This window comes from Pseudoalteromonas sp. NSLLW218 (genome assembly GCF_015864775.1).
GTDB lineage: Bacteria > Pseudomonadota > Gammaproteobacteria > Enterobacterales > Alteromonadaceae > Pseudoalteromonas.
Window position 1 is genome coordinate 40,605 of sequence record NZ_JADYWO010000010.1, and the last position, 15,165, is coordinate 55,769.

At 40.6% G+C, this 15,165-nt stretch carries 15 protein-coding genes and 1 riboswitch; of the genes, 6 read left to right on the forward strand and 9 right to left on the reverse strand.

Annotated features, from left to right (window positions below):
- Together typA and I6E80_RS15645 are read left to right on the forward strand one after the other, a co-directional pair.
- The gene (gene typA, locus I6E80_RS15640) at positions 1 to 1,824 is read left to right on the forward strand and encodes a translational GTPase TypA (protein WP_024596972.1); all 1,824 of its coding nucleotides are present in this window, start codon (positions 1 to 3) and stop codon (positions 1,822 to 1,824) included.
- A gap of 184 nt (positions 1,825 to 2,008) precedes the next feature.
- A complete protein-coding gene (locus tag I6E80_RS15645; protein ID WP_197185925.1) occupies positions 2,009 to 2,674 on the forward strand; it encodes a hypothetical protein in 666 nt (221 codons plus the stop codon).
- Between the two features lie 92 nt (positions 2,675 to 2,766).
- Here I6E80_RS15645 and I6E80_RS15650 read toward each other — a convergent pair whose 3' ends face one another.
- From I6E80_RS15650 to I6E80_RS15660, 3 genes are all read right to left on the reverse strand, one after another.
- Entirely contained in the window at positions 2,767 to 3,495 is a 729-nt protein-coding gene (locus tag I6E80_RS15650; RefSeq protein WP_197185926.1) for a CBM9 family sugar-binding protein, read from the reverse strand.
- A gap of 67 nt (positions 3,496 to 3,562) precedes the next feature.
- Positions 3,563 to 4,642, reverse strand: a complete 1,080-nt coding sequence (locus I6E80_RS15655) for an MBL fold metallo-hydrolase (RefSeq protein ID WP_197185927.1) — start codon at positions 4,640 to 4,642, stop codon at positions 3,563 to 3,565.
- A gap of 74 nt (positions 4,643 to 4,716) precedes the next feature.
- A complete protein-coding gene (locus I6E80_RS15660; RefSeq protein WP_024597208.1) occupies positions 4,717 to 5,373 on the reverse strand; it encodes a DUF2959 domain-containing protein in 657 nt (218 codons plus the stop codon).
- Between the two features lie 87 nt (positions 5,374 to 5,460).
- Here I6E80_RS15660 and I6E80_RS15665 point away from each other — a divergent pair, with 87 nt between their 5' ends.
- Together I6E80_RS15665 and dtd are read left to right on the forward strand one after the other, a co-directional pair.
- Positions 5,461 to 6,366: a virulence factor BrkB family protein gene (locus I6E80_RS15665; RefSeq protein ID WP_024600023.1), complete on the forward strand. Its 906-nt coding sequence runs from the start codon at positions 5,461 to 5,463 to the stop codon at positions 6,364 to 6,366.
- On the forward strand, positions 6,367 to 6,804 hold the full coding sequence (gene dtd / locus I6E80_RS15670) for a D-aminoacyl-tRNA deacylase (protein WP_024600024.1): 438 nt from the start codon (positions 6,367 to 6,369) through the stop codon (positions 6,802 to 6,804).
- Positions 6,805 to 6,812: 8 nt separating this feature from the next.
- Here dtd and I6E80_RS15675 read toward each other — a convergent pair whose 3' ends face one another.
- A complete protein-coding gene (locus I6E80_RS15675) occupies positions 6,813 to 7,523 on the reverse strand; it encodes a spermidine synthase (RefSeq protein ID WP_076925801.1) in 711 nt (236 codons plus the stop codon).
- A 245-nt stretch (positions 7,524 to 7,768) separates the two neighbouring features.
- On the opposite strand from I6E80_RS15675, the gene I6E80_RS15680 reads away from it, so the two are divergent.
- Complete coding sequence (locus I6E80_RS15680) at positions 7,769 to 8,662, forward strand: bifunctional GNAT family N-acetyltransferase/hotdog fold thioesterase (protein WP_024600026.1); 894 nt, start codon at positions 7,769 to 7,771, stop codon at positions 8,660 to 8,662.
- 58 nt (positions 8,663 to 8,720) lie between these two features.
- On the opposite strand, the gene I6E80_RS15685 is transcribed toward I6E80_RS15680, so the two are convergent.
- The 5 genes from I6E80_RS15685 to dapA form a co-directional block, all read right to left on the reverse strand.
- Positions 8,721 to 9,755: a phospholipase A gene (locus tag I6E80_RS15685; protein WP_024600027.1), complete on the reverse strand. Its 1,035-nt coding sequence runs from the start codon at positions 9,753 to 9,755 to the stop codon at positions 8,721 to 8,723.
- Between the two features lie 215 nt (positions 9,756 to 9,970).
- Entirely contained in the window at positions 9,971 to 11,092 is a 1,122-nt protein-coding gene (locus I6E80_RS15690) for a succinylglutamate desuccinylase/aspartoacylase family protein (protein ID WP_197185928.1), read from the reverse strand.
- A 5-nt stretch (positions 11,093 to 11,097) separates the two neighbouring features.
- The gene (locus I6E80_RS15695) at positions 11,098 to 12,303 is read right to left on the reverse strand and encodes a PLP-dependent decarboxylase (RefSeq protein ID WP_197185929.1); all 1,206 of its coding nucleotides are present in this window, start codon (positions 12,301 to 12,303) and stop codon (positions 11,098 to 11,100) included.
- Positions 12,303 to 13,043 carry a 2,3,4,5-tetrahydropyridine-2,6-dicarboxylate N-succinyltransferase gene (locus tag I6E80_RS15700; protein WP_024600030.1) on the reverse strand — a complete coding sequence of 247 codons (741 nt, stop codon included), beginning with the start codon at positions 13,041 to 13,043 and terminating at the stop codon, positions 12,303 to 12,305. Before I6E80_RS15700 ends, I6E80_RS15695 begins: the two co-directional genes overlap by 1 nt.
- Before the next feature lie 15 nt (positions 13,044 to 13,058).
- A complete protein-coding gene (gene dapA, locus I6E80_RS15705) occupies positions 13,059 to 13,943 on the reverse strand; it encodes a 4-hydroxy-tetrahydrodipicolinate synthase (RefSeq protein ID WP_024600031.1) in 885 nt (294 codons plus the stop codon).
- 129 nt (positions 13,944 to 14,072) lie between these two features.
- Positions 14,073 to 14,273, reverse strand: a riboswitch (Lysine riboswitch).
- Positions 14,274 to 14,465: 192 nt separating this feature from the next.
- Between dapA and I6E80_RS15710 the strand changes: the two genes are divergently transcribed.
- Positions 14,466 to 15,161, forward strand: a complete 696-nt coding sequence (locus I6E80_RS15710; protein ID WP_024600032.1) for a DNA-3-methyladenine glycosylase I — start codon at positions 14,466 to 14,468, stop codon at positions 15,159 to 15,161.
- The last annotated feature ends 4 nt before the right edge of the window (positions 15,162 to 15,165 follow it).

Below are 15,165 nucleotides of genomic sequence, written 5' to 3' on the forward strand. Positions count from 1 at the left end.
ATGAGCATCGAAAAGTTAAGAAATATAGCGATTATCGCGCACGTTGACCACGGTAAAACAACTCTGGTTGACAAACTACTTGAGCAATCAGGTACATTAGAAACACGCGGCGGTAACGAAGAGCGCGTGATGGACTCAAACGACATTGAGAAAGAACGTGGTATTACCATTTTGGCTAAAAACACAGCCATTTCTTGGAACGACTACCATATCAATATCGTAGATACCCCGGGACACGCCGATTTCGGTGGTGAAGTTGAACGCGTACTTTCGATGGCTGACTCAGTATTATTACTTGTTGATGCTCAAGAAGGTCCAATGCCACAAACGCGTTTCGTTACGCAAAAGGCATTCGCGCAAGGCTTAAAGCCAATCGTAGTTATCAATAAAATTGATAAGCCAGGTTCACGTCCTGATTGGGTTATGGATCAAATCTTTGATTTATTCGATAATCTTGGCGCAACTGACGAACAGTTAGACTTTAAAGTAATCTACGCTTCAGCTATCAACGGCTGGGCAACGCTAGATTTAGACGAGCCATCTGAAAACATGGAACCTATGTTCAAGATGATCGTTGAAGAAGTATCACCACCGGATGCAGATCCTGAAGGTGACTTCCAAATGCAAATTTCTCAACTAGATTACAACTCTTATGTTGGTGTAGTTGGTATTGGTCGTATTAAACGTGGTTCTGTTGCTCCTAACCAACAAGTTACTATTATCAGTGCTGATGGCACTACACGTAATGGCAAAATTGGCGCAGTACAAAGCTACCTAGGTCTTGAACGTATCGAAACTGATAGAGCTTACGCTGGTAACATCGTAACTGTAACAGGTATTGGTGAGCTTAAGATTTCTGACACAGTTTGTTTCCCAGGAAACGTTGAAGCATTACCACCACTAAGTGTTGATGAGCCAACTGTAACAATGACATTCTCTGTAAATAACTCACCTTTCTGTGGTAAAGAAGGTAAGTTTGTAACGTCACGTAACATCCGTGAGCGTTTAGACAAAGAATTAGTACACAACGTAGCACTTCGCGTTGAAGATACTGCTAGCCCAGATAGCTTCCGTGTTTCTGGTCGTGGTGAATTACACCTAGGTATCTTAATCGAAAACATGCGTCGTGAAGGTTACGAGCTTTCAGTTTCTCGTCCAGAAGTTATCTTACGTACTGTTGATGGCGTTCTAGAAGAACCGTTTGAAACAGTAACTATTGACTGTCAAGACGAGCACCAGGGTTCTGTTATGGAACAAGTTGGCCTACGTAAAGGTGAACTTACTAACATGACTCCAGATGGCAAAGGCCGTATGCGTTTAGATTTCATGATCCCTAGCCGTGGTTTAATTGGTTTCCAAACTGATTTCATGACGCTTACTTCGGGTTCTGGTCTTATGTACCATACGTTCGATCATTACGGTCCTCACAAAGGTGGCGACATCGGTGTTCGTAAGAACGGCGTAATGATTGCAAACGCAACGGGTAAAGCACTTACTAACGCATTATTCAACTTACAAGAACGCGGCCGTTTATTCATCGGTCACGGTGTTGAAGTATACGAAGGTATGGTTATCGGTATTCATAACCGTGATAACGACCTTACAGTTAACGCCCTTAAAGGCAAGCAGTTAACTAACGTACGTGCATCTGGTACTGATGAAGCGCAAACGCTTTCTCCACACCTTAACTACTCACTTGAGCAAGCGCTTGAGTTCATCGATGATGACGAGCTAGTTGAAGTTACTCCACTAAACATTCGTATCCGTAAGCGCCACCTTACTGAAAACGAACGTAAACGTGCGGGTCGTGCACCTAAGTCATAATCTATTAATTTAGAATAATGATTTTAAAAGCCGCTGTATTGAAAAATACAGCGGCTTTTTTGTGCTTGAGAAAACATCTCGAAGCTTTAAAGTCAATGCAACTATTTGTAGGAAGATTAGAATCGCTGTTAGAAATAAAGTACTATTTCTAGGGATACACTGCTAAATTACTATGGGAGTTATTATGGAATTTGATGAAATTGTTTTAGGTGATAGAACTATTGCAGGTTTTAAATCTGATTTTGAGATTGACGTAATTCAGATTTTGAAACATTTAAATACTTGTGAGACCGCTTTCAAAAATTTCATGCTTACAAATGAGAATCCTAAATTTAAGTGGGTTCAAGAATATGTATTCTTGTCTTTAGAGACTTCTGTTACTTCATTGAGATTATTAGCCGAAGGTCATATTAATGCCGCTGGTAATACTATGAGAATATCTTACGAATCTCTCTGCATGTCTATCTTACTTTCATCCCCAGTAAGGTTAAAAGTTGGTCGTGGCAAACAACAAAAAGAAATAGATTTTTATTCTGGCTATTTAAATAAAGATGCCTTCACTAAGGCGCACCTATCAATTGATTTAGTAGTAAGGAATGCAAGTGTGTTAGGCATTACATCGGGAAAAGATTGGCTCAAACAAGCCAAAGATTTTTATAATGGTTATAGCCATGCTTCTGAAATGGTATTTTCTTCTTTATTACTTAAGTCCGGTAAATCGATTATAGGTGGTGGTTATAATGAAGAGAAACGAGAAATAATTTCAGCTCATTTAAAGCAAATTCATAAACTAGCCAAACAACTTCCAGAACTTATTAAGGAAATTTCTTTGCGTAGCCAATTAAAATAATAAATAAAGTTATTCTTTGGTAGGGTATTTTTTCGTTGGGTTTCGCTTCGCTCAACCCAACACACGTGTTCAATTATTTTATTGGTAGTTACTTACTTTTTAGGGAGTAGAGTGATTTTGCCAAATACATCTGCATCTATAAAGCCACGATTTCTGTCGCCATTTACTGGCTGTACTTCGTGTGAGCCCATAAAGTGCTCGCGTACGTCGCTGCCATCGTTATCGCAATACGCTAACATAAAGCCTATTACTTGCTTTTCGCTAAGTGTAATTGGGGTATTTTTAGCACCTTCTTTATAATCATTAGGGTAGAGTTTTATCGCTACTTCCCACGTGATGTTAAAAGGTGCGGTGGTGTTACGCTTCCAGTTACTGACTAGGTGGTCGGTATATAAATGGGCTTTTTTATCAGGGCCGTAATCGGCAGCTTGGTTATCAAGGCCAATATGATACGCCAAAGCGGTGTGATTAAATTGGTGGTTTCCGCCTGATGCATCGCTATCTATAAATACCTCTAATGCATCGTCATCCCAATATTTATAGGTTGGGTCCGGGTGTGTATCTATTAAAACATCATCCACAATATCGGCTTGTAGGTATAAGTAGTTTTGATCCCACAGTAAGCGATAACGCCCTTTAAAATCGGCATCGTTTGATGGCAGTGTGCCATCCATTAAATAAGGCATATCGTGCCAAGTGGCTTTATCCCACGCACTTTCTGATACGCCATCAATAGTAATTGGAGTTGATGTATGTTCAACATCAATGGCCATTGCAGGCGTGCTTAATAAAAAGCTTAAGGCGAGTGCTAATTTTTTCATTAATTTCTCAATTTTATTGTGGATTTGTCTTAATGTAATAACAATCTTAAAACAGCTAAGTAAATAGTTACAGTGAAATACTTTCGCCTTCGTTTAAAATATACAGCGGTGTTTTAGCATCCATATTTTTAACCATGTGTAATAAACGTAGCAAAGCAGAGTGGCTAGTATGGTCGCCCATTTTCCAACTTGAGTTACCGTATCCCCACGGTATCATTACTTTGCAGTTAAGCTCTTGTGCTGCGTTAAGCGCGTCTTCTGGTGTAGTGTGAACGTAGCGATAAAATTTGCCACTTTCTTTACTGTAGTAAGATGCGATTGGTATTAAGCACACATCTATATCGCCATATTTTTGCTGTATATCTTTAAAGTGTTTTGAGTAGCCCGTATCGCCTGCAAAAAATAAGGTACTGCCGTTTTGTTCAAGCAGCCAGCCATTCCATAAGTCTTTATTGTTGTCTTCGTAAATAAATGGCACTAATACACGAGCGCTAAAATGATGAGCTGGCACGGCATTAATAGCTAAATCGTCAATATTGGTTGTTGAGTACCACGGCATTTCGCTAATATTAAAACCGCCGGTGGGGAAGTTGTCGGCCATACCGAGTGGTGTTAAATAGCGAGGTTCATTGCCAATGCTTTGTATGTCGGCCTTATTAAAATGATCGTAATGAATATGCGAATATATTACCGCATCAATGTTTTTTAGTTCTTGTTCACTAGGCCAAGCGCCTGCTTTACGATAAATGCCACCGCCGAGTTTAAAGCCAAGTGCGACTGGAGAATCAAACTGATTTTTTACCGGATCAAACAGCACACTTTGACCATTTGGGGTGTTAATTACAAAACTAGCGTGACCAAGCCAGCGCACAGTATAGCCGGTGCTAAGTTGTGGTTTAGTTTGCTGGCCTTGATACTGGCAGTTTTCACTGCCGGTTTTGCATAGTAAGTCTGGGTGGGCTGGGTAGCAGTTTTCAGTGCAGGTAGTAGGATATGTTTTTTCACCTGTGTATAAATTTTTATAACGACCGTTCTTATCATTAATAACAACAACTGAGTCGGGGCTGGTAATACGATTAATATTATTAGGTGTACCGCAGGCCGTTAGTATACATAAGAGCATTGTTGCGATTAAAAAGCTTTTCATTGTAAATCCCTTTTAGCATTCCCTTTAACATAAAAAAGCCTGCAATTAAGCAGGCTTGTTAAAGTAACAAATGATTAGCCAGCGCTGTTCATTTGTTCAATAAATTTGTTTGAATCGGCAATCGATTTGTTCATGTCGTTCATCAACAATTGAATATCGCGCTTAAGGTTAGTGAATTCACCTTTAATAGCCGATACCGCTTGTGCATTTAAGTTATGCTTTAAGTATAAAACGTTATCATGAAGCGAAGTTAATACTGGCTCCATTTTACTCTCTGCGCTGCGCATTGAGCGTAATAGCTGATCAAATTGACGCTTAGTCGCGGCTAGCTTTTTGCTGCTTTCACGCTTAAGTGATGCGCTTTTGTATTGCTCCAACTCATCGCCCCACTCATCAAATAGCGCTTCTGCCACGTCTTCTACCTTATTGATGTTAGTTGAGACTTCGTTAGCGGCATTTAAGCTCGACTCGTAATCGTCGTTTAACTGATTATAAGTGTCTTGTAATTCGCCACCATTAAAATCGATTAGAGTCGTTAAGCGCTCTAGTGCCGATTTAAATTCTTCTTGTGACTCTTCTTGAGAGTCTTTGGTTTCTTCTACGCGGTCAATAAGAATATCGCGTTTGTGAACACCCACTTTTTCCATTGCAGAGTAATAAGCTGATTGGCAGCCAGTTAAAGTAAGTGTTACTACAAGCATTGAAACACTGAGTAATGTTTGTTTTTTCATTTGAATTCCTGTTTACGTGCGTTAGTGCTGTAAATTATGGCGCTGATTGTTATTATAATCAAAACTATATAAGCACAAGTCAATTGTATGAATGATAAGCTCTCACATTACAAACAGCAAGTTAAGTCCTTTATACGCCAGCAACCTGGTTGGTGGATGCAGTATTTTAATCGTTGTATAGACGATCAAATAACGGTTAATGCAGGTTACCTTGCTTACGTGACACTTCTGTCGTTAGTGCCATTAATTGCGGTGGGTGTTGCTATATTTTCGGCTTTTCCGGGCTTTGAATCTACTCGCATGGAAATTGAGAGCTTTTTGTTTACCAACTTTGTCCCTACTTCTACCGATGTTATTAGAGAGCACATTAGCTCCTTTGCGGGCAATGCCAACCAAATGACGGCAGTAGGTATTGGCTTTTTAGCTGCAATAGCCTTACTGTTAATACGCAATGTAGATGCCACATTAAACCGAATTTGGCGAATTAAGAAAAAACGCCCAATGATGATCTCATTTGCTGTGTACTGGATGGTTTTGAGCTTAGGGCCTATGTTGCTCGGAGCTAGTATTGGTGTTACCTCTTACATTGTATCTTTGGTATCGTTTGCAGATCAGGGTATTCCTGGGTTTAGCGGATTTTTGTTAAAGTTATTGCCGTACGGGATTTCGATGGTGGGCTTTATTATGCTCTACACCTTAGTGCCTAATACGCGCGTGTCGTTTAGAGCGGCAATACCTGGCGCTTTTTTTGCGGCACTTTTATTTGAGCTGACTAAAAAAGGGTTTGCACTTTATATTAGCCATTTTCCGTCATACGAAGTTATTTATGGTGCAGTAGCTACCATTCCTATTTTGTTTGTATGGGTGTATTTGTCGTGGGTAGTTGTTTTGCTTGGCGCTGAATTTACAGCGTGCATTAGCCCAAATGATATTCCAGAAACACCTGAGCTTGAACTAGAAGATGATGAACCAGCAATAAAGGACACAGTTTAAATGCAAGGTTTAATACAGCGTGTAAAGCATGCCAAAGTAGAAATTAATAACCAAGTAGTAGGCGAAATTGGCAATGGTATATTGTTGCTATTAGGTGTTGAAAAACACGACGACAAGCAAACGTCCGACAAGCTTTTACACAAAGTAAGTAATTATCGTATTTTTACTGACGAAAACGACAAAATGAACTTAAGCCTTAAAGATATTAAAGGTGAGTTACTTGTTGTTTCGCAATTTACGCTAGCGGCTGACACTAAAAAGGGTATGCGCCCTAGTTTTTCATCTGCGGCAACGCCAAGCCAAGCTAACGAGCTTTACGAATACTTTGTAGCTCAAGCTAAAGAGTTGGGGCTTACAATAGCCACAGGTGAGTTTGGTGCCGATATGCAAGTAAGCTTGTGTAACGATGGGCCCGTTACGTTTAACTTATCTGTTTAAGCCTATTTTTATGCCTCTTTTTTAGTGATCACGACAATATGATTTACATAGCCCGTAATTTTTTGCGGGCTGACGTTACAACCAAATACATCGAGTAACAGCTGCTGAAGTTGCTTTAATTGCGACTCATGCTGCGATAAAAAGTTAATAAATAGCACGCCGTTGTTATTTAAAGCCGAGTAGATTTTTTTATAAAATGCCTCTTCAAATAAAAATCGAGGTGCATCTATTTGGCTAAATAAATCTAGAATAACCCAATCAACATTTAGCGCACTTTTTAAAACCTGTTGCGCATCGGCGCAAAGCAGTTGCTCATTTTTATTTGACGAAAAAAACTGGGTATAGCAATCAATAATATCGGCGTTTTTTTCAACCGATGTTATTTGTGCTTTAGGGTATTTATACTGTAAATAATTACGAATTGCTCCACCGCCAAGGCCAAGTTCTAACACATTTTGTGGCGGCTTAAGAGCTTGCCAATGCTTATCTAAGTACAATAAATGCGGAAAAAGTAATAAGCTCGGATTATTTAAATCAATAACAGATTGAAGGGTGTCGTTAATAAGTAACCAGCGTAACTGCTCGTGCTCACGTACTTGAATGTGATCACCACTGCATTTATGCCAATAGATTAACTGACCAATGCTGTGGCTATTTTCAATAAATTGATCGCTTAGCAAACCCGTCAGTGAATTTATATAATTGATTTTTTCAGTCATATTCTCAGCATAAACTAGCAACGTTAAAGCGCAATGCCCTTTGCTATTATTTTTTACGTTATTTTGCAGGCATCACCAAAGTCGTATTTGCAGTTTTTTTAGGATGGAGTATGGTATTTGCCATAATAATACCAATCAATTTAATTATTTTATTTTTCTAGCTTGGTAGATAACCAATACGATTAGTATAGCGCCGTAGCCTTTTTTGACTTTTATTTGCGGCTTATATAACAACAGGAGTATGTATGTTTCAGGTAAGCACCCCACAAAGTAGCGAAGATTGGCAAGCGTATTATCAATTGCGTTGGCAGGTATTACGCGCGCCTTGGGGCGAGCCTCGTGGCTCTGAACAAGACGATATGGAACAAGATTCTGAGCATCGCTTTATAAAAAATAAAGAAGGTGAAGTGCTAGGCGTAGCACGTTTGCACTTTAACAATCATGAGCAAGCACAAGTGCGCTATATGGCAGTTGCTGAGGGTAATCGTAACCAGCATATTGGTAGTCGTTTGCTTCATGAGCTTGAAAAAATTGCATGGGTTCAAAATGCCGATGAATTGGTTTTGTTTGCACGCGAACGAGCACTTGAGTTTTATAAGCGCCACGGTTATGAACTAAAAGAAAAAGCGCATTTAGCATATGGCGATGTTCAACACTTTAAAATGGTAAAGCAAAAGCCATGTGAGCCAGGTTGGTTCCGCCACCCTAATTGGACGCAAGTACTACAAAATATATGGCGTGAGTCTATTCCAATTAGTGACGCGATGGGCATTAAGGTAGAAAGCTATACCGATTGGCAATTTACAACCAGTGCCGACCTTGACGCTAACTTAAACCTACATAACACGATGTTTGCAGGGTCTATTTATAGCTTGGCCACGCTAACAGGTTGGGGCGCTACGTACTTAGCACTTAAAGAAGCTGGGCTTGAAGGTAATATTGTATTGGCCGATGCTAACATTAAGTACTTAAAACCGCTTACTACAGACCCACGTGGTTGTGTTGATATACAAACATGTAAGGGCAAGTTAAGCGATTTAGAAACCGACGGTAAAGCAACCTATATTGTGCCTGTTACTATTTATGATGGTGACAATGTAGTTGCAGAGTTTGAAGGTGTGTTTGCGGTTAAAAAATAATTGTTTAATGTCGAAAAGCAAAAAGCCAAGCAATGCTTGGCTTTTTTGTGAGCTCGTTTTATAACAAGTCAGTTAATAATATACCTACACCAATACGTTCTACATCCGCGTTGTAATCAATTAAGCTTTCGCCATAACCGTTAAAGTATTGTGCATAACCACGAACGCGACCCCATAACGGAAATGACCAGTCGAGTTGAATTGCACCACGGTTTTCTGAATTTAAGTTGTTACGCGTCATGAAGCTAAATTCATGATCGTTAAGACGGTATGCACCACTAAATTCAAAATAGCCCATGTATTTGTATATGTCTGGATTATCGTCGCCTTTAGCTTCTAAAACGTTGTCTTTTTCGTCCTCAGCTATGCGGTACCAAGGTTTAAAGCTAAAAACAAAGCCTCTGTTTTCCCAAATAAAGTCTGCATAAATACGGTTCCACGAACGCGAGTTTGGCTGGCTGCGACCATTTGATTGATGCGAAATACCTAGTGAAATTGCCATTTCGTCGCCCCATAATACGTTTTCTGGGTCGAGGTAGTTTATCCAAAATATTTCTGGTTCGTAGTTGGTTTCACGAAATGGAGAAGAGATTTCTGAGTTATAAAGCTGCCAGTAAGATTGCAGAGTAAAGCCAAAAAATATGGCTTGGTCTTCATCAGAAAAGTCATCATATAGAGGCACTTTGATTGAAAGCTGGTATTTTGCTTCTAGGTTGTCTAGTGGCTCACCATCGTTATCATCTGTTAATTCGTCAAAACCATCAAAAGGGCGATCGTTTGGGTGTGATACGTACGAAAGCGGTAAAATATAGTTACGCTTATGTGGCGTAATTACGTTTCTATTTTTTTTACCGACTTCTTCTCGAGCTTGGCGTTTATCAAGCGCGGTAAGTTGTTTGTTTTCTTCAAGAGCTGAACACTTTTTACGAAGATCGTCTAATGTCTGTTTACCGTCTCCGCCAATTACTTCATTTAAAATACACTGCTTTACAAGTTCGATGTCGTTATCTTGCTCGTTTGTAGCAACTTCTTCTTGTGCGAAGGTCGCTGTACTTATTAAGGCAGAAAGTGTGATCCAGTGGCGCCAGCTCATTGTAATTCCTTGTGAGTTCGGGTTGTTGTATGCGTTAATTTAATTATAACGTCTTTTTACATATGTAACGGTGAACTTTTACTGAATTTGTATTCACAGTAAGCATTATACGTATATAAAGTAAATATAGATCAGAAAAAAAGCGACCTAGGCCGCTTTTTTAATGCAGATTAATTATTTTAGTTAATCTGCTCTCACGCAATGAGAAGGGTGAGCTAAAGCTCAAATATGTTAGTAAAAAACTTATAAAGCTCGGTGCCTTGGTTAACACTCGCTGAGGCAAAGTGCAAAATGGCAATTGCATCGCAATCTAGAGTAAGTATCTGCAGTGGTTGCTCGCTTAAGTAGCGTTCCATCCGTAAAATATTAGCAATAGGCTCACCAGCTTTAATGTGCCCGCCAATTGGTGCTATGTATTCAACCATACCGCCAATGGGGGCGTAGTAAGCTAAATAGTCATCTAAATTACACGCATAACGAGTAATATCAGCAGGGGTATTCGTTGCGTTTTGGAGTACGCCCTTATGATTTAAGTAACTTAAAATACTGTTTGCATCGTTTAGTGCTTCTTTTAAGTCTATTTTTTCTTGGCTGCCTAGCTCTACAGTAAATGCTTCTACGGGAATGGTTAATTCACGGCCTTGCTCGCTAAGTGCATCACTTAAATGCCACCATGGGCAAAAGTTAGCTTCGTCCATAGCGCCGTCAAAATCACTCGGAATAAGCAATACATGTTCTATATTAAAATAGCGCGCGCTGTCGGTTGCATAAGTTGGGCAGTACAAGTGTTTGCTTGAAATAGGGCCTGTGTGTAAATCGAGTACTATATCAGCTTGATGAGCGAGCTTTTGTAAGTTAAGAGCAATGCGTTTACCCGTATTAAGTAAATATGCAGGGCCGTTGAGTTTGCTGTCTACTTCGTCAATAAGCGCCTGTTTAAAGTTACTTTTTAATGTGGCGTCATCATACTGAGTATGATTTTGTGCAAACTGCGTCACTAAATTTTTATTGTAGTGGTACATGCGATTCCAATTAGTACCAGTAATTGGATCGAACCTGCCAAGGGTAAACTCGCCCGACTTTTGATTACAACCAATCGGATTTGCATAAGGGACTAAGGTAATATCGCCATTAAGGTTTAGGTGTTTTAATTGCTCAAGTAGCTGAAAAATAACCGCATTACCTTGCACTTCAGCGCCATGCATATTGGCCTGAATATAAACACTAGGTCCTGTGCCATCGCCTTTTAAGCGATAAACAGGAATTGTAAGTGGTAAGCCGTTTGCAACTTCCCCTACTACAATGTTCTCTTGGCTGATGTGGGTTGTATTACTCATAGTTATTACCTTAAATAATGACTGGCATTTTCAGCTTGGCGAACACAGGTAAGCTCACCGTTTTGCAGGGTATACTCGGCAGCTAGCTCGTGGCATAAAAAATACGGCATACTTTCGGTAAAGCCGTAAGCACCGCATTGGCTAAACACTAGCCAGTCGTGCTCATTTAAATCGCTTGGTAGGTTATGCTCACCCAAGCAATCAAGCGCGGTACAAAGCGGCCCGTATAAAGTGACCGCTTGAGTTTTTGCACTGGACTCGCGCAGTAACGCAGCAGGGAAATCTTGGCTGGTAACAGCGGGGCGCAATAGGTGATTTATACCGCCGCTTAAAATGACTTGTTCTTGATTGTAGTTTTGTTTGCGTTCGACTACTGGGTTGGCGTAATGACCGCATTCGCCAACGGCATAGCGACCAAGCTCCATCCACAACTCTTCTACACCCGCATCACTTTTAATTTTAGCGAGCGCCGTTATTAAGTCATCCCAATCAAGTGTTGTTTCGCTTTGTGTATAGGGAATACCTAAACCACCACCTAAATCGAGAATTTTAAGGCTAATATTTAAATCGCCGGCAAGTTGGCTAAGTGGTGCAATCATTTGTGACCACAATTCGCTTAGCTTTTGCGTGCTAAGCATGTTGCCCCACTGAAAAATATGTAAGCCGTCAAACTTAAGTGCAGGGTAGTCGGCTACATTAAGTGCTTGCCATTCATTACAACCCAAACCAAATGGGGTAAGGCTGTCGCCACCCAATGGGTTTTTTTCACCTTCAGGCCAGCGCAACTGTACACGTAAAAGTACTTGTAACTGCGTGTTTTGTAGTTGTGCTTGTTGGTTTAACCAACGGACTTGATTGAGGCTTTCGGCTACAAATATACGTACGCCGCGCTCAATAAAGTGTTTAATTTGTTTGGGGCTTTTTGCAGGCCCCGTGTTGAGCACGCGCTGTGAGCTAATACCTTGTGCTAATACTTGCTCAAGCTCACCTTTACTTGCTACGTCAAAATTAAAACCGGCGTTGTCTAAGCTTTGAATAATTTTAGACAGTGGGTTTGCTTTTACCGCGTACCACAGTTTTACATCGGTTTGCGCAACTAAACGCGCAAGATGCGTGTTTAGTTGATCTAGGTCGTAAACAAAAAAAGGTGTATCAAGTTGTTGTGTAATAGTATTTACAGCAGTTTTGATAGGCGTGCTCAAAAAGCTCATTATCGTAAAACCTCTTCAAGTAATAATGATGCATCGCTTTGTTCGTCGCGGTATTTGACAATTAACGCACACGACATACTTAAGCCTTGCTTGCGTGCCCATTCGTTTGAAGCAGGGCGAGAGCCCGGTATTACAATGGCATATTCAGGAATAGGCTCGCCTTTATCTAGTTGGCGCTCGTTTACGCAGTCGTAAACTGGAATAGTCGCAGATAAACGCACGCCTGGTGCAAGCACTGCACCTTTTTTAATGACTACCCCTTCAACAATAACGCAGCCTGCGCCAATAAATGCATCGTCTTCGACAACTACTGGGCTTGCACCAATTGGCTCAAGTACACCACCAAGCTGCACTGCTGCACTTAAATGTACGTTTTTACCTACTTGTGCACACGAGCCAACTAATGCGTGGCTATCTACCATTGTGCCTTCGTCGATATATGCACCGATGTTTACATACGCTGGTGGCATAATAATCGTGCCTTTAGCAACATAAGCACCACGGCGAACACTAGATCCACCCGGCACCATACGTACGCCATCATCAGTACTAAACTCTTGTGGAGCTAAGTTGTGTTTATCAACAAAACCGCCTGCAAACTCAGTATTAGTGCCATTTTTAAAGGCTTCTAAAATGCCTTTTTTTACTTCTACGTTAGCTTGCCATTGGCCGCTTTCGTTTTGTGATGCTGCGCGTACTGCGCCCGATTCTAAATTATTTAATAGTTCTAACCAGCTCATTATAAAAACCTGTATTTAATGCCAAGATAAAATGGTGTTGTTTGCAGTTGTGATGCAATCGGTTTGAGTTAACTCAAGGTGTGTTAAAGGTGGACGAAGTTGCGGGCTGCTTAAGCGGCCTTGCAAATGCATCAATACCTTTACGGGAATGGGGTTTGCGACAGCAAATAGGCTATTAATGGCACTAGTCCACTGAGCAAATAAATTAGGATGTTGACCACTTAAACTGCGTTTAACAAACTCGTGAGTTTGTGCGGGCCATGCGTTTGCAGCTACCGACACTAACCCTTTTGCACCTGCTTGTGCAAAATAAGGCATTAGCGCATCGTCGCCACTAAAAATAGCTAAATTAGGCGCAGCTTGGCGGTAAGCTTCAAACTGAGCAATGCTGCCGCTCGCTTCTTTTAACGCCCATAAATTTTTATTATTTTGTAAGTTTTGAATTGTTGCCGTTGGGATGCTAACAGCACTACGCCCCGGTACGTTATAAAGCATACACGGGTGAGCACTTGCATTAAGTAGGCTTTCAAACCAATGAGTTTGGCCTATAGCGCCGGGCTTTGCATAAAGGGGTGAGCCAAGTAAAAAGCTATGAATGGGTAGTGTATTACAATAGTTAACCCACTCAATTTGTTGCTTTAAGTTACTACCGCCCACAGCAACCATTAATGGTACCGCTGGTTTTAGCTGGCATACGTATTCAACAATGGCTTGCTGCTCTTCTTGCGTTAGCGCCAAGCCTTCGCCCGTACTACCAAGTAGTAGAATACCGTTATGTGCCGCTTCTTGCTCGCTAACCAGCTTAGTTAACGTGTTGTAGTCAACATCGCCGTGTTGATCAAATGGCGTAACAAGCGCGGTCCACAATGAGTAGTCGTTTAAATTGAAGTTGTTGATCATCTCTCACGAACTTATAAGTTATTCGAAGAGTTAAAAAGCTTTATGGAAGGAGCCGCATTAACGTCGTTCGAACTAATAATTCGAAGAGCGAATGGGCTTAAAATAATAGGGCGCACGGCCTTAATATTTAAGACCAGAAGCTCTCCACCAAACTAATAAGCTGCTTGTTATAAACAGCTATTGGTGACAGTCGCTAGGGTTCAACCTAGTCGCCCGAAATAAACACTTCGCAAAAGTGATTACTTCTCGGCGTTAATTCCCCTCACGTATGCTCACTGGAGTTTGCGCTCCTAACATACACTACCTGAATAACGCACCTCTTCTAGCCCTTTGCACCTGTTTGTAGAGTAAAAACTTACAAACCGCTGCAATTTAAATAGGGTAATTACGGCGATTAAAGCATTTTAGCCGTCTAGGTGTCAAGCTACTAAATACATATTCATTCATCCATAATGGGAGTGGTTACGTATTGGGTGCTTTTCTCGTACACTAGCAATATAAGTAGTGAGGTATTTAATTAGTATGGAAAAATTTAGCGATATTTATAAGCGAGCGGTAGAGCGAAAAGGCTCTGAAAAGATGCTTAAGTTATTACTTGCAAAACCGCTATCTAAAAAACAACTAAGCACGTTAAGTGACGACGATTGGCTTGAAGAATTTACTCGAAAAGTATTTCAAAGCGGCTTTTATTGGTCAGTAATTAATAATAAGTGGCCGGGCTTTAGAGAGGTTTTTTGGGATTTTAGTGTTGATAAATTATTAATGATGCCACCCGATATGCTGGAACAAAAAGCAACGGATGAGCGAATTGTTCGTAACTATAAAAAAGTAAAAACAATTACCGAAAATGCTTACATGATCCACGAAATAGCACAAGAACATGGTAGTTTTAGCCAGTTTGTCGCTAATTGGCCAACAGACGATATTATTGGTTTATGGGCGTATTTAAAAAAGCATGGTTCGCGTTTAGGCGGAAATACAGGACCTTATGCGCTACGAGCACTTGGTAAAGATACTTTTTTACTATCACGCGATGTAGAGAATTATTTGCGTGCTCATAAAATTATAGACGGCGGCTTACAAACCAAAAAATCACTGAGTGCAGCCCAAGCCTTTTTTAATGAAATGCAAAAGCAAAGTGGTTTAAGTATGCAAGAGCTAAGCTTAATTGTGGCCTATGGTGTAGGTGATAACCGCGTGGGTATAAGTCAGCAATAATAGG

What these genes read in the sequence shown, in the direction of transcription:
- I6E80_RS15680 (WP_024600026.1), top strand. Translation starts at nt 7,769, where the DNA reads ATGTTTCAGGTAAGCACCCCACAAAGTAGCGAAGATTGGCAAGCGTAT.
- I6E80_RS15665 (WP_024600023.1), top strand. Translation starts at nt 5,461, where the DNA reads ATGAATGATAAGCTCTCACATTACAAACAGCAAGTTAAGTCCTTTATA.
- dapA (WP_024600031.1), bottom strand. Translation starts at nt 13,943, where the DNA reads ATGATCAACAACTTCAATTTAAACGACTACTCATTGTGGACCGCGCTT.
- I6E80_RS15710 (WP_024600032.1), top strand. Translation starts at nt 14,466, where the DNA reads ATGGAAAAATTTAGCGATATTTATAAGCGAGCGGTAGAGCGAAAAGGC.
- I6E80_RS15650 (WP_197185926.1), bottom strand. Translation starts at nt 3,495, where the DNA reads ATGAAAAAATTAGCACTCGCCTTAAGCTTTTTATTAAGCACGCCTGCA.
- I6E80_RS15695 (WP_197185929.1), bottom strand. Translation starts at nt 12,303, where the DNA reads ATGAGCTTTTTGAGCACGCCTATCAAAACTGCTGTAAATACTATTACA.
- dtd (WP_024600024.1), top strand. Translation starts at nt 6,367, where the DNA reads ATGCAAGGTTTAATACAGCGTGTAAAGCATGCCAAAGTAGAAATTAAT.
- I6E80_RS15700 (WP_024600030.1), bottom strand. Translation starts at nt 13,043, where the DNA reads ATGAGCTGGTTAGAACTATTAAATAATTTAGAATCGGGCGCAGTACGC.
- typA (WP_024596972.1), top strand. Translation starts at nt 1, where the DNA reads ATGAGCATCGAAAAGTTAAGAAATATAGCGATTATCGCGCACGTTGAC.
- I6E80_RS15675 (WP_076925801.1), bottom strand. Translation starts at nt 7,523, where the DNA reads ATGACTGAAAAAATCAATTATATAAATTCACTGACGGGTTTGCTAAGC.
- I6E80_RS15660 (WP_024597208.1), bottom strand. Translation starts at nt 5,373, where the DNA reads ATGAAAAAACAAACATTACTCAGTGTTTCAATGCTTGTAGTAACACTT.
- I6E80_RS15655 (WP_197185927.1), bottom strand. Translation starts at nt 4,642, where the DNA reads ATGAAAAGCTTTTTAATCGCAACAATGCTCTTATGTATACTAACGGCC.
- I6E80_RS15645 (WP_197185925.1), top strand. Translation starts at nt 2,009, where the DNA reads ATGGAATTTGATGAAATTGTTTTAGGTGATAGAACTATTGCAGGTTTT.
- I6E80_RS15685 (WP_024600027.1), bottom strand. Translation starts at nt 9,755, where the DNA reads ATGAGCTGGCGCCACTGGATCACACTTTCTGCCTTAATAAGTACAGCG.
- I6E80_RS15690 (WP_197185928.1), bottom strand. Translation starts at nt 11,092, where the DNA reads ATGAGTAATACAACCCACATCAGCCAAGAGAACATTGTAGTAGGGGAA.